This window comes from Actinotalea ferrariae CF5-4 (genome assembly GCF_000603945.1).
GTDB classification, from domain to species: Bacteria; Actinomycetota; Actinomycetes; order Actinomycetales; family Cellulomonadaceae; genus Actinotalea; species Actinotalea ferrariae.
Window position 1 is genome coordinate 16966 of record NZ_AXCW01000038.1, and the last position, 13065, is coordinate 30030.

Below are 13065 nucleotides of genomic sequence, written 5' to 3' on the forward strand. Positions count from 1 at the left end.
CTGGCGCCTGGGCGAGGCGATCGTGCCCGTCTTCGCCGGGCTCGCCTTCCTGTACCTCATGGTGCCGATCGCCTACACGGTCGCCTTCTCGTTCAACGAGCCGGGTCGTACCAACCTCGTCTGGCGGGGCTTCACGCTGGAGAACTGGCAGAACCCGTGCGGCGCGCCGCAGGTGTGCCAGTCCCTGGTCAACTCGCTGCAGGTCGGCGTCATCGCGACCGTGGTCGCGACCACGCTCGGAACGCTCATCGCGCTGGCGCTCGTGCGGTACCGGTTCCGGGGCCGCACCCTCGCCAACCTGCTGATCTTCCTGCCGATGTCGACGCCCGAGGTCGTGCTCGGGGCGGCCCTCCTGGCCCAGTTCCTCAGCCTGCGCGTCAACCCCGGCTTCACCACCGTGGTGCTCGCGCACACGATGTTCTGCATCAGCTTCGTCGTCGTGACCGTCAAGGCCCGCGTCGCGAGCCTGGACCCGAAGCTGGAGGAGGCCGCGGCCGACCTCTACGCCTCCGCGTGGCAGGCGTTCTGGCGGGTCACGTTCCCGCTGCTGCTGCCCGGCATCGCGGCGGCGGCGCTCCTGGCCTTCTCGCTCAGCTTCGACGACTTCATCATCACCAACTTCAACTCGGGCAACTTCACCACCTTCCCGAAGTTCGTCTACGTCTCCGCCACGCGCGGCATCCCGGCCCAGGCGAACGTCATCGGCTCCGCCATGTTCTTCCTCGCCCTCCTGCTCGTCGTGGCCGCGCAGGTCTTCTCGGTCGCGCGCCGCCGTCGGCGCTGAGCGGGCGCGGCAGGGTACGGGGGGCGGCCGCGTGACCGGGGGACCCACGGAGCAAGGAGGCAGCATGAGGATCCTCGTCGTCGGCAGCGGCGGTGTCGGCGACGCCGTCGCACGGATCGCCGGCCGCCGTGACTTCTTCGAGCGGATGGTCGTGGCCGACCACGACACCGCCCGCGCCGAGCGCACCGTCGCGGCGGTGCAGGCCCACCCTGCGACCCGGCACCCGGAGCGGTTCGTCGCCGCCCACGTCGACGCGTCGGACGAGGAGGGCATCGCGGCGCTCGCGCGGGAGCACGGTGTCACGCACGTCCTCAACGCGGTGGACCCGCGGTTCGTCATGCCCGTGTTCCGCGCCGCGCTGGCCGCGGGCGCGGACTACCTGGACATGGCGATGTCCCTGTCGCGCCCGCACCCGGAGGAGCCGTACGCCCGGACCGGCGTGCGGCTCGGGGACGAGCAGTTCGCCGAGGAGGACCGCTGGCGCGCCGCCGGCCGGCTCGCGCTCGTCGGCATGGGGGTCGAGCCGGGGCTGTCCGACGTGCTGGCCCGCTACGCCTCGGACCACCTCTTCTCCCACATCACCGAGCTCGGGACGCGGGACGGCTCCAACCTCGTCGTCCTGGGCGACGACGGGGAGCCGGTCTTCGCGCCGTCGTTCTCCATCTGGACCACGATCGAGGAGTGCCTCAACCCGCCGGTCGTCTGGGAGCGGTCGCGGGCCGAGGCGGGCGGCAGCACCGAGGCCGGCTGGTACACGGTCCCGCCGTTCCACGAGCCGGAGGTGTTCGACTTCCCCGGCGGCATCGGACCGGTGGAGTGCGTCCACGTCGAGCACGAGGAGGTGCTGCTCATGCCGCGCTTCCTCCAGGCCGACAAGGTGACCTTCAAGTACGGGCTCGGCGAGGAGTTCATCGGAGTCCTGCGGACGCTGCACACCCTGGGCCTGGACCGGACGGACCCCGTGCGGGTGCGCGGGTCCGACGGCGCCCCGGTCGCGGTGAGCCCCCGTGACGTCGTCGCGGCCTGCCTGCCGGACCCCGCCGGCCTGGGCGACCGGATGCAGGGCGCGACGTGCGCGGGCGTGCTCGTCACGGGGACCGGGAAGGACGGTGCCCCGCGCGCCGCCTACCTCCACCACGTGGTCGACAACGCCTGGTCGATGAGCGAGTACGGTGCGCAGTGCGTCGTCTGGCAGACCGCGGTGAACCCGGTCGTCGCGCTGGAGCTGCTCGCCGGCGGCGCCTGGGCCGGCGCGGGGGTGCTCGGCCCGGAGGCGTTCGACGCGGTGCCGTTCCTGGAGCTCCTGGCCGCACCGGAGCCCGCGGGCTACGGTTCGCCGTGGGCGGTGCAGGAGCGGTGAGGACGGTGCCCGGGGCCGCCCGGGCGCCGCGGGGCACACCTCCACCGTACCGCAGGACGGTGGGCACGCAGCACAGAGGAGAGGTGATATGACCGGGAGGCGTCCCACGCCCGTGGCTCTCGACGCGGTGGACGGGCACGGGAGGCGGCACCTCATCGTCGGCGTCCTGGCCGGCGTGCCGGTCATGGGCGCGCTCCTCGTCGCGCGGGGGGCCGAGGACCCGCACGTCCTCTACGGCTACCCCCCGATCATGGTGGGGCTCCTGCTCTTCGCCTGGGTGCTCGCGCGGCGGCCGCACCTGGCCACGACGGCGACCCGCATCACCGTGCTCGCCCTCGACGGCGCCTGGCTCGTCGGCATCGCGACACGCCTCGGGTCCGCCGACGACGCCGCCACCGCCTGGGCCTCCCTGTTCCCGCTGTCGTTCATGGGCATCGTGGTGTTCCTGGTCCTGGGGTTCCTGGACCGGTCCTCCCGGGCCGCCGTCGTGCACGGGGCCGGTCTCATCACCGCGACCCTCGTCGTGACGGCCGCCGGCCTCTCCGGCCTGCCCGGCGGCTCGGCATACGTCGTCGACCTCCTGCGGTACGGCGCGTACCTGACCGTCGTGCTCGTCCTGCTGCACCTGTACTCGCGCTGGAAGGACCGGCTGGTCGACGCGACGGCTGCGGCGGAGCGCGCGCACGCGACCGCGGCCCACCTGCGCGACCTCGCCTACGTGGACGAGCTCACCGGCCTCGCGAATCGCCGGCGTGTCCTGGAGGAGCTGACCTTCCAGGCCACACGGGTGGCCGAGGGGCAGGCCGTCTCGGTCGTCTACTTCGACCTGGACCGGTTCAAGGCCGTCAACGACGCCCGGGGCCACGCGACCGGGGACGCGGTGCTGCGCGCGGTCGCCGCCGCCGCCACGACGGTGGTGCGGCAGGGCGACGTCCTCGGTCGCCTCGGCGGCGAGGAGTTCGTGGTCGTCGCGCCGGGGACCGACCGTGACCAGGCGGTCCAGCTCGCCGAACGCCTCCGTGAGGCGCTCCCGCAGGCGGTCCTGCGCAGCGTCGGGCTGCGCGTGACGGCGAGCTTCGGTGTCTCCGTCCTGCGGCCCCGGGAGTCGCCCGAGTCGGTGCTGGGCCGGGTGGACGAGCTCATGTACCAGGCGAAGGACGACGGCCGGGACCGGGTCAGCTCGGCGCACTGACCGCCTCGGGGCCGAGCACGGCACCACGCCGAGCACGGCCCGACCCCACCCGGCCGCGTGCCCGCCGCCGAGCACGCAACCGGCCGCTGCAGCGTGCTGCGCAGCGAGCAGCGTGCCGCTCAGCCGAGCAGGTCGTGCGCCGCCTCCTCGAACGCCGCGGTGTGGGCGTCGACGTCGGCGTGCGAGGTGGCGGGGCTCATGAGGGCCATGTTGTGGAAGGGCGTCAGGAGGATCCGGCGGTTCAGGGCCTGCAGGTGCAGGTACTGCTGCAGCTCGAAGTCGTCCGCCGCGGCCGCCGCCGCGCCGTCGTGCGGCGGCTCGGGGGAGAAGGCGTACTCGGCGCGGCAGCCGAGCCGCGTCACGTGCCAGGGGAGGCGGTGCGCGTCCAGCACGCCCTGCACGCCGTCCGTCCAGGCCACGGCGAGCTCGTCCATGCGGCCGAAGACGTCGTCCGTGAGGACCTGGGTGAGGGTGGCGCGCATGGCGGCGAGCGAGAGGGCGTTGCCGGCGAGCGTCCCGCCCACCCCGCCGACGTCGATGTCCTCCAGGCCGACGGACGTGACGACCCGCTCGGACAGCTCGCTCGTCATGCCGAACGCCGCCGAGGGGATCCCGCCGCCGATCGTCTTGCCGACGACGACGACGTCGGGGTCCAGCCCCCAGGCGCGCGTGCAGCCGCCCGGCCCGGCGCACAGCGTGTGCGTCTCGTCGATGACGAGCAGGGCGCCGTGGCGCCGGGTCATCTCGCGCAGCGCGGTGTGGTACCCCGCGTCGGGCAGGACGATGCCGATGTTGGTCATCGCCGGCTCGAGGAGGACCGCGGCGACCGTCCCGGTGGCGAGCTCCCGCTCCAGGGCGGCCAGGTCGTTGAACGGCACGACCGCCGTGGTCAGCGCCGGGTCGACGGGGGCGCCGATGTTCCCGCGGCGGGCGACGACGCGCCCCTGGTCGTCCAGCGTCGCGAACGTCTCGTCGACGCTGCCGTGGTAGCAGAAGTCGATGACGGCCACGCGGGCCCGGCCCGTCACCTGGCGCGCGTACCGGATGACGTGACGGTTGGCGTCGGTCGCGGTGAGCGTGAACTGCCACTGGTCCACGGCCGGCGACCCCGTCCCGAAGCGCCGCGTCAGCTCCTCGGCCACCACGGCGGCGTCCGCCGTCGGCAGCATCGTGGTGATGCCGCGCGCGACCTGGTCGCGGACGGCACGCACCGTGGCCGCGGGCGAGTGGCCGACCATCGCTCCCGTGTCGCCCAGGCAGAGGTCGACGTGCTCGTGGCCGTCGGCGCAGGTGAAGTGCGCGCCGGTCGCCTCCGCCACGTGCACCGGGAAGCCGCCGGGCCACTTCGCCATCCAGGACATGGGGACGCCGAGCGGCATGTGCGCCCGTCCGCGCCGGGCGAGCTCCGCGCAGGCGGGGTGGTCGGCGACGAATCGCTCGGTCTCGCGGTGGTGCGCGGCCGCGAGCCGGTCGCGGTCCACGACGGAGGCGTCGGTGCGGGTGGTCTCGGTCATGAGCGCTCCAGGGACGTGCCGGCGGTGCGGGGTGAGGGGTGCGGGCTCAGCCCGCGGCGAGGATCGCGCGCTCGAGGACCTCGAGGCCCTCCAGCAGCAGGTCCTCGCCGATGACGAGCGGCGGCAGGAGGCGCAGCACGTTGCCGTACGTGCCGCAGGTGAGGACGAGCACGCCCTCCGCGGCGCACGCCCGGGCGATGCGTGCCGTCTCCGCCGGGTCGGGCTCCAGGCCGCCGGGCCGGGTGATCTCGACGGCGAGCATCGCGCCGCGGCCCCGGACCTCGGCGATCTGGGGGGCCCGCTCGGCGAGCGCCCGCAGCCGCGGGACGACGAGCGCCTCGATCCGCCGGGCGGCGGCGGCGAGGTCCTCACGCTCGTACAGGTCGATGGCGGCGAGGGCGGCAGCGCAGGCGGCCGGGTTGCCGCCGTACGTGCCGCCGAGCCCGCCGCCGTGGACCGCGTCCATGAGCTCGGCGCGTCCGGTCACCGCGGCGAGCGGCAGGCCGCCGGCGATGCCCTTGGCGGTGGTCACGAGGTCCGGGACGACCCCCTCGTGGTCACAGGCGAACATCGCGCCCGTCCGGGCGAAGCCGGTCTGGATCTCGTCGGCCACCAGGAGGACACCGTGCTCACGGCACCAGCGCTCCAGCGCCGGGAGGAACCCGGGGGCGGGCACGATGAAGCCGCCCTCGCCCTGCACCGGCTCGACGACGACGCACGCGACCTGGTCGGCGCCGACCTGCTTCTCGATCACGGTGGTGGCCCGGCGGGCGGCCTCCTCGCCGGTCAGGGGCACCGGCTCCCGCAGCGGGTACGACGCCGGGACGCGGTAGACCTCGCCGGCGAACGGGCCGAAGCCGGTCTTGTAGGGCATCGCCTTGGCCGTCATCGCCATCGTGAGGTTCGTGCGGCCGTGGTAGGCGTGGTCCAGCACGACGACGGCGTCGCGACCCGTGGCCCGGCGGGCGATCTTCACGGCGTTCTCGACGGCCTCGGCGCCGGAGTTGACCAGCACGCTGCGCTTGGCGTGGTCGCCGGGGGTCAGCCGCGCGAGAGCCTCGCAGACGGCGACGTACTCCTCGTAGGGCGTCACCATGAAGCAGGTGTGGGTGAAGCGGGCGACCTGCTCCTGCACCGCCCGGGTGACCGCCGGGGCCGCGTTGCCGACGGAGGTCACGGCGATGCCCGAGCCGAGGTCGATGAAGGAGTTGCCGTCCACGTCGACGATGACGCCGCCCCCGGCGCGCTCGACGTAGACCGGCAGGGTGCTGGCCACGCCGGCCGCGACCACGGCGGCCCTCCGCTCCGCCAGGGCACGCGACCGGGGTCCGGGGATCTCGGTGCGCAGCAGCCGCCGCTGGGGGACGCCGCCGTCCGCGTCGGCGGCGGCCGGGGAGGCGCTCTCCGGAGCGGTACCGGGGGCGCGCCCCGGGCCGGCGTCGGTACGGTGCGTCGTTGCGGATCCGTGCGTCATGGCGCGATGCTAGTGCGCTCCTGCGCCGTTGGGCAGGGGGCGCATGCACGAATTCCGTGGCCCACGCGCTCGACGTTCCGCCTCGCGAGCGGTGTTCGCCGAGCGCGGACACGGGCCACGGGCGTCCGGCAGGGGTGGTCCGGCGGGGGATGATGGTCCGGCCGGTGGTGTGCGCGTCGCCGGACGTCGTCCACGCCGGCCGGAGGGGAGCGTCATGGACTACCTGCTCGGCGTCGTCGTCGTCGTGGTCGGGCTGCTCGTCTCCATCGCCCTGCACGAGGTGGGTCACCTCGTGCCGGCCAAGCGGTTCGGCGTGCGCGTGAGCCAGTACATGGTCGGGTTCGGCCCGACGCTCTGGTCGCGCACCCGCGGCGAGACGGAGTACGGGCTCAAGGCGATCCCGCTCGGTGGGTACGTCCGGCTCGTGGGCATGTTCCCGCCGGACCACGCCGTCGCGCCCGCCCGGCGGCCCGGCCGGGTCGCGGAGATCGCGAGCGCGGCCCGCGCCGCCAGCGCCGAGGAGATCCGGCCCGGCGAGGACCACCGCGCCTTCTACCGGCTGTCCGCGCCCCGCAAGGTCGTCGTGATGCTCGGCGGGCCCGCCATGAACCTCGTGCTGGCGTTCGTCCTCGTGCTGGTGGCCCTGGTCGGGGTCGGCGTGCCCGGTGCGCCGACGACGACGGTCGGCGTGGTCGGGGAGTGCGTGCCGACGGTGGGGGCGGCGCAGTGCACGCCCGGGGACCCGGCGACGCCGGCCGCCGAGGCCGGTCTGCTGCCCGGGGACCGGGTCGTGTCCTACGGCGGCGCGGCCACCGAGACGTGGGACGACGTCCAGACCGCGATCCGCGGCACCGACGCCGCGGCGGTCCCGATGGTCGTCGAGCGTGCGGGGGACCTCGTCACCCTCACCGTCCGCCCGGTCCTGGCGGAGCGCCCGGTCCTGGGCGAGGACGGTGCATGGGTCCTGGACGAGGCCGGGGAGCCGGTCACCGAGCCGACGCGGTTCGTCGGGCTGACCCCGACCGCGGCGCTCGAGCGGCAGAGCGTGGGCGAGGCCGTGGCGTTCACGGCCACCGCGGTGGCCGGGACGGCGGCGGTGATCGTCACGCTGCCGGTCCAGCTCGTCGAGCTGGTCCGGGTGCTCGTGACCGGCGGCGAGCGGGACGTGACCGGCGTCCTGGGCCCGGTCGGCGTCGGCCGGATCGCGGGCGAGGTCGCCGCCGAGAGCCCGGGGCCGGCGCAGACGGCGGTGACGCTGCTGCTGCTCCTCGCCTCCCTCAACGTCGCGCTCTGCGTCTTCAACCTCCTCCCGCTGCTCCCGCTGGACGGCGGGCACGTCGCCGGCGCGGTGTGGGAGGGTGCCCGGCGCCAGGTGGCGCGGCTGCGGGGCCGTCCACGGCCCGCCCCCGCCGACGTCGCGCGGATGATGCCGTTCGCCTACGGCGTGTTCGTCGTGCTCATCGCGATGGGCGTCCTGCTGCTCGTCGCCGACCTCGTCCGACCCGTCACGCTGCTGTGACGCCACGCCCGAGCCGCCGGGCACCCGCGAGCCGCGCCGACCTCGGGGCGCTCGCCGGCCGGTGGTGCAGAGAGGAGATACTGGAGCGGTGAGCATCCCCATCAACCTCGGCATGCCCGAGGCACCCCCGCCCGTCCTGGCCCCCCGGCGCGCGACCCGGAAGATCAAGGTGGGGTCGCTCGACGTCGGCGGGGACGCGCCCGTCTCGGTGCAGTCGATGACGACGACGCGGACGAGCGACATCAACGCGACGCTCCAGCAGATCGCGGAGCTGACCGCGTCCGGGTGCGACATCGTCCGGGTGGCCTGCCCGACGGAGGACGACGCCGAGGCCCTGCCGGTCATCGCGCGCAAGTCGCAGATCCCCGTGATCGCCGACATCCACTTCCAGCCAAAGTACGTCTTCGCCGCGATCGACGCGGGCTGCGCGGCGGTCCGCGTCAACCCGGGCAACATCCGCAAGTTCGACGACCAGGTGGGCGCCATCGCCCGCGCGGCGAAGGACGCGGGCGTCTCGATCCGCATCGGGGTCAACGCCGGGTCGCTCGACAAGCGACTGCTCGAGAAGTACGGCAAGGCCACGCCCGAGGCCCTGGTGGAGTCGGCCGTCTGGGAGGCGTCGCTGTTCGAGGAGCACGACTTCCACGAGTTCAAGATCTCGGTCAAGCACAACGACCCCGTCATCATGGTGCGCGCCTACGAGATGCTCTCCGAGCGGGGGGACTGGCCCCTGCACCTGGGCGTCACCGAGGCCGGGCCGGCGTTCCAGGGGACGATCAAGTCCGCCGTGGCCTTCGGCGCCCTGCTCAGCAAGGGCATCGGCGACACGATCCGCGTCTCCCTCTCCGCGCCGCCGGTCGAGGAGGTCAAGGTCGGCATCCAGATCCTCCAGTCGCTGAACCTGCGCCCCCGCAAGCTGGAGATCGTGTCCTGCCCGTCGTGCGGACGGGCCCAGGTCGACGTCTACGACCTGGCGGAGCGGGTCACCGCCGGCCTGGAGGGCATGGAGGTCCCGCTGCGCGTCGCCGTGATGGGCTGCGTGGTCAACGGGCCGGGGGAGGCGCGGGAGGCGGACCTCGGCGTCGCGTCGGGCAACGGCAAGGGCCAGATCTTCGTCAAGGGCCAGGTCATCAAGACCGTCCCGGAGTCGCAGATCGTGGAGACCCTCATCGAGGAGGCCATGCGCCTCGCCGAGGAGATGGAGCCGGTGGACGGCGCGGCGCCGTCGGTCTCCGTCTCCTGAGCGTCACCGGCGCGGCGACGCCCGCCCGCGGGCGGACAGGGCGGACCACTGCGCAGACCGGTGGGACCGGTGCCGCCGAGCCGGGTGGCGTGGTCCGCCTGGCGGGGTCCGCCTGAGGCACAATCGGCCCATGACACGGTGGGGCGGCGGCCTCGGTGGCACGCGCTCGGACCTCGGTGCGGCGACGGACGTCGACCTGCACGAGGCCCTGGCGGTGTGCGACCGGGACCCGGTGGCGTCCGTCCTCGCCGCCTCCCGGATCGAGGCGACCCTCGCCGAGAGCGGGCGACGGGCCGGCACGGCCCTGTGGGGGGTCCGCCGCGAGGGACGCCTCGAGGCGATCTGCTGGGCGGGCGCCAACCTCGTGCCCGTGTGCGACCCGGACGACGAGGAGGCGCTCGACGCGTTCGCCCGGACGGCGCTGCGCCAGGGCCGACGCTGCTCGTCCGTCGTCGGCGAGGCCGGCGCGGTCCTCGGGCTGTGGCGTCGGCTCGAGCCGAGCTGGGGCCGCGCCCGCGAGGTCCGGGCGGACCAGCCCTCGCTCGTCATCGACCACGAGCCCCTCGTGGCCGCGGACCCGTTCGTACGGCTCGCGCGGTCCGACGAGATCGGCTCGGTGCTCCCCGCCTGCGTCCACATGTTCCTCGAGGAGGTCGGCTACTCCCCGGTCGAGGGAGGCGGCACCGCCTACGAGTCGCGCGTGCGGGCCCTCATCGCCGCGCAGCGGTCCTACGTCCGTATGGAGCACGGGGCCGACGGGCCCCAGGTCGTCTTCAAGGCCGAGCTGGGTGCCGCGACCCGGCACGTCGCCCAGGTCCAGGGCGTCTGGGTGACGCCCGGCCGTCGCGGCGAGGGGCTGTCCGCGCCCGGGATGGCCGCGGTCGTGCAGCTCGCCCGGGCCCGCGTGGCCCCCGTCGTGTCCCTCTACGTCAACCACTACAACCACCGGGCGCTCGCCAGCTACGAGCGCGTGGGCTTCCGCCGGGTGGGCACGTACGCCACCGTCCTCTTCTGACCGCTGTGCCTCTCTGCCGGTCGGGTTGCCGACATGGTCCGGCACCGGCCGACGCCGGCCCGACCCCGGCCGGTGCCGTCGGGTGCCGCCCGGTCAGCGCAGCAGGCGGGAGAGCCGGCGGTCGGCGAGCGGGCGCCCGCCGGTCTGGCACGTGGGGCAGTACTGCAGCGACCGGTCGGCGAACGAGACCTCCCGGACGGTGTCGCCGCAGACCGGGCACGGCTCGCCCGTGCGGCCGTGCACCTGCATGCCGCGGCGCTTGGCGTCCTTGAGCTCGGCCGCGGGTCGCCCGGACGCCGCGGTGAGCGCGTCGCCGAGGACCGAGCGGACGATGCCGTGCAGACGGCCGACGGCGTCGGCGTCCAGGGACGTCGTCAGCGCGAACGGGCTCATCCGTGCGGCGTGGAGGATCTCGTCGGAGTAGGCGTTGCCGATGCCGGCGATCGCCCGCTGGTCGCGCAGCAGGCCCTTGACCTGCTGGCTGCGGGCGGCCAGCAGGGTCGCGAGCCGGTCCGCGGTGAACTCCGGTGAGAGGGGGTCGACCCCCAGGCTCGCGACGAGCGGCACCTGGGCCGGGTCGTCGACGACGTGCACGGCGAGCCGCTTGCGGGTGCCGGCCTCGGTGAGGTCGAAGCCGCTGCCGTCGTCCAGGCGCAGCCGCAGCGCGATGGGCCCCCTGCCGGGCCGCGGCGTCGTCGCGGGCACGGCGTCGTACCAGCGCACCCACCCGGCACGGGACAGGTGGGCGAGGAGGTGCGGCCCGTCCGTCGTCAGGTCCAGCCACTTCCCGTGGCGGCGCACGTCCAGCACCGGCCGGCCGACGAGGTCCGCGGGGGCGGGGGAGAAGGTCTTGAGCGCGCTCACGGCCACGACCGCGACGTCGGCGACGGTCCGGCCCGCGGTGCGCTCGGCCAGGAAGCGGGCGAGCGCCTCGACCTCGGGGAGCTCTGGCACCCCGTCATCGTGCACCCGGTCGCGCCGGGGGCGCCACGGCGGCTCGGCGGCGGCCCCGGACCTCCGCGGCCGCGCCAGGACGTGCGCGGCCCGCCACTAGGCTGACGCCCATGCTGCTGCGGATGTCGACCCTGTTCGTGCGCACCCTGCGGGAGGACCCGGCCGACGCCGAGGTGCCGAGCCACCGCCTCCTCGTCCGGGCCGGGTACATCCGCCGCGCGGCGCCGGGCATCTACACGTGGCTCCCGCTCGGTCTGCGCGTGCTGGCCAAGGTCGAGGCGGTGGTCCGGGAGGAGATGGCCGCCATCGGGGCGCAGGAGGTGCACTTCCCCGCCCTCCTGCCGCGCGAGCCGTACGAGGAGACGGGGCGCTGGACCGAGTACGGCCCCAACCTGTTCCGCCTGCGGGACCGCCGGGAGAACGACTACCTGCTGGCGCCCACGCACGAGGAGATGTTCACGCTCCTGGTCAAGGACCTGTACTCGTCGTACAAGGACCTGCCCGTCACGCTCTACCAGATCCAGACCAAGTACCGCGACGAGGCGCGACCCCGCGCCGGGCTGCTGCGCGGTCGCGAGTTCATCATGAAGGACGCGTACTCCTTCGACGTCGACGACGCCGGCCTGGAGGCCTCCTACCAGCACCAGCGCGAGGCGTACCAGCGGATCTTCAGCCGCCTGGGGCTGGAGTTCGTCATCGTCTCCGCGGTGTCGGGCGCGATGGGGGGCTCCGGCAGCGAGGAGTTCCTCATGCCGACGCCGATCGGCGAGGACACCTTCGTGCGGTCGGCCGGTGGCTACGCGGCGAACGTCGAGGCGGTGACCACCCCGGTCCCCGACGCCCTGCCGTACGAGGACGCGCCGGCGGCCCACGTGGAGGACACGCCGGACACCCCGACCATCGACAGCCTCGTCGCCGTCGCCAACGCCCGATACCCCCGGGCGGACCGGCCCTGGACCGCCGCCGACACGCTCAAGAACGTCGTCGTCGCGCTGCAGCACCCCTCCGGGGAGCGGGAGGTCGTCGTCGTCGGCCTGCCGGGGGACCGGGAGGTCGACGTCAAGCGCCTGGAGGCGTCGCTCGCCCCCGCGACCGTGGAGACGGCGGGCGAGGCCGACTTCGCGCGGCACCCGGAGTTGGTCAAGGGCTACATCGGCCCCGGCGCCCTGGGCCGCGCGAACACCGGCCGCGAGGACGCGATCCGGTACCTGCTCGACCCGCGCGTCGTGCCGGGCACCCGCTGGGTCACCGGAGCAGATCAGCCCGGCCGGCACGTGTTCGACCTGGTCGCCGGCCGCGACTTCGTGGCGGACGGCACCGTCGAGGCGGCCGAGGTCCGCGCGGGCGACCCGGCGCCGGACGGCTCGGGACCGCTGGAGCTCGCGCGCGGCATCGAGATCGGCCACATCTTCCAGCTGGGCCGCAAGTACGCGCAGGCCCTCGGGCTGACCGTCCTGGACCAGAACGGCAAGGCCGTGACCGTCACCATGGGCTCCTACGGCGTGGGCGTCTCCCGCGCGGTCGCCGCCCTGGCGGAGACCAACCACGACGACGCCGGCCTGACGTGGCCGGCCGCGGTCGCCCCGGCGCACGTCCACCTCGTCGCGACCGGCAAGGACCCTGCGGTGTTCTCCGCTGCCGAGGAGCTGGCGGCCGACCTCGTCGGGCAGGGCGTCGAGGTCCTCTACGACGACCGGCCGAAGGTCTCGCCCGGCGTGAAGTTCGCCGACGCGGAGCTCATCGGCGCGCCCGTCGTGGTGGTCGTCGGCCGGGGTCTCGCGGAGGGGGTCGTCGAGGTGCGGCTGCGCCGCGCGCCCGGCACCGCAGCGCCCGGCACCGCGGCACCAGGCACCGCAGCGCCGGACGCGCACCGGCCCTCCGGCGAGCAGGTGCCCGTGGCGGACGTCGCGGCCCACGTGAGCCGCCTGGTCGCGGACCTGCTGGCCAACTGAGGGCGCCTCAGGCCGCCTGCTCCGGCATGCCGGGCAGGACCGGCACGCGTCCGGTCAG

The 13065-nt window shown here is 74.7% G+C and carries 10 protein-coding genes; 7 read left to right on the forward strand and 3 right to left on the reverse strand.

The window, feature by feature from the left end; genetic code table 11:
- Positions 1-58: 58 nt before the first annotated feature.
- From N866_RS05530 to N866_RS05540, 3 genes are all read left to right on the forward strand, one after another.
- Positions 59-784 (forward strand): ABC transporter permease, encoded by a 726-nt coding sequence (locus tag N866_RS05530; RefSeq protein ID WP_081802364.1) that lies wholly within the window; start codon positions 59-61, stop codon positions 782-784.
- A 64-nt stretch (positions 785-848) separates the two neighbouring features.
- Positions 849-2144, forward strand: a complete 1296-nt coding sequence (locus N866_RS05535; RefSeq protein WP_034223792.1) for a saccharopine dehydrogenase family protein — start codon at positions 849-851, stop codon at positions 2142-2144.
- Positions 2145-2232: 88 nt separating this feature from the next.
- Positions 2233-3336 (forward strand): GGDEF domain-containing protein, encoded by a 1104-nt coding sequence (locus N866_RS05540; RefSeq protein ID WP_081802360.1) that lies wholly within the window; start codon positions 2233-2235, stop codon positions 3334-3336.
- Positions 3337-3455: 119 nt separating this feature from the next.
- On the opposite strand, the gene N866_RS05545 is transcribed toward N866_RS05540, so the two are convergent.
- Entirely contained in the window at positions 3456-4850 is a 1395-nt protein-coding gene (locus N866_RS05545) for a transaminase (protein ID WP_034223794.1), read from the reverse strand.
- A gap of 46 nt (positions 4851-4896) precedes the next feature.
- Complete coding sequence (gene gabT, locus N866_RS05550; protein WP_081802361.1) at positions 4897-6324, reverse strand: 4-aminobutyrate--2-oxoglutarate transaminase; 1428 nt, start codon at positions 6322-6324, stop codon at positions 4897-4899.
- A 214-nt stretch (positions 6325-6538) separates the two neighbouring features.
- On the opposite strand from gabT, the gene N866_RS05555 reads away from it, so the two are divergent.
- The 3 genes from N866_RS05555 (at position 6539) to N866_RS05565 (ending at position 10101) form a co-directional block, all read left to right on the forward strand.
- Positions 6539-7843 (forward strand): M50 family metallopeptidase, encoded by a 1305-nt coding sequence (locus tag N866_RS05555; protein WP_034223796.1) that lies wholly within the window; start codon positions 6539-6541, stop codon positions 7841-7843.
- 112 nt (positions 7844-7955) lie between these two features.
- On the forward strand, positions 7956-9086 hold the full coding sequence (gene ispG / locus N866_RS05560) for a flavodoxin-dependent (E)-4-hydroxy-3-methylbut-2-enyl-diphosphate synthase (RefSeq protein WP_173406131.1): 1131 nt from the start codon (positions 7956-7958) through the stop codon (positions 9084-9086).
- Between the two features lie 130 nt (positions 9087-9216).
- The gene (locus N866_RS05565; protein WP_081802362.1) at positions 9217-10101 is read left to right on the forward strand and encodes a GNAT family N-acetyltransferase; all 885 of its coding nucleotides are present in this window, start codon (positions 9217-9219) and stop codon (positions 10099-10101) included.
- 93 nt (positions 10102-10194) lie between these two features.
- Here the strand turns inward: N866_RS05565 and N866_RS05570 are convergent, their stop codons facing one another.
- On the reverse strand, positions 10195-11055 hold the full coding sequence (locus tag N866_RS05570; protein WP_034223798.1) for an Fpg/Nei family DNA glycosylase: 861 nt from the start codon (positions 11053-11055) through the stop codon (positions 10195-10197).
- Positions 11056-11165: 110 nt separating this feature from the next.
- On the opposite strand from N866_RS05570, the gene N866_RS05575 reads away from it, so the two are divergent.
- On the forward strand, positions 11166-13007 hold the full coding sequence (locus N866_RS05575; protein ID WP_034223800.1) for a proline--tRNA ligase: 1842 nt from the start codon (positions 11166-11168) through the stop codon (positions 13005-13007).
- The last annotated feature ends 58 nt before the right edge of the window (positions 13008-13065 follow it).

Excerpts from the sequence above, each read along its gene's own strand:
- N866_RS05545 (WP_034223794.1), bottom strand. The coding sequence starts at position 4,850 with ATGACCGAGACCACCCGCACCGACGCCTCCGTCGTGGACCGCGACCGG.
- N866_RS05540 (WP_081802360.1), top strand. The coding sequence starts at position 2,233 with ATGACCGGGAGGCGTCCCACGCCCGTGGCTCTCGACGCGGTGGACGGG.
- N866_RS05535 (WP_034223792.1), top strand. The coding sequence starts at position 849 with ATGAGGATCCTCGTCGTCGGCAGCGGCGGTGTCGGCGACGCCGTCGCA.
- N866_RS05565 (WP_081802362.1), top strand. The coding sequence starts at position 9,217 with ATGACACGGTGGGGCGGCGGCCTCGGTGGCACGCGCTCGGACCTCGGT.
- ispG (WP_173406131.1), top strand. The coding sequence starts at position 7,956 with ATGCCCGAGGCACCCCCGCCCGTCCTGGCCCCCCGGCGCGCGACCCGG.
- gabT (WP_081802361.1), bottom strand. The coding sequence starts at position 6,324 with ATGACGCACGGATCCGCAACGACGCACCGTACCGACGCCGGCCCGGGG.
- N866_RS05530 (WP_081802364.1), top strand. The coding sequence starts at position 59 with ATGGTGCCGATCGCCTACACGGTCGCCTTCTCGTTCAACGAGCCGGGT.
- N866_RS05555 (WP_034223796.1), top strand. The coding sequence starts at position 6,539 with ATGGACTACCTGCTCGGCGTCGTCGTCGTCGTGGTCGGGCTGCTCGTC.
- N866_RS05575 (WP_034223800.1), top strand. The coding sequence starts at position 11,166 with ATGCTGCTGCGGATGTCGACCCTGTTCGTGCGCACCCTGCGGGAGGAC.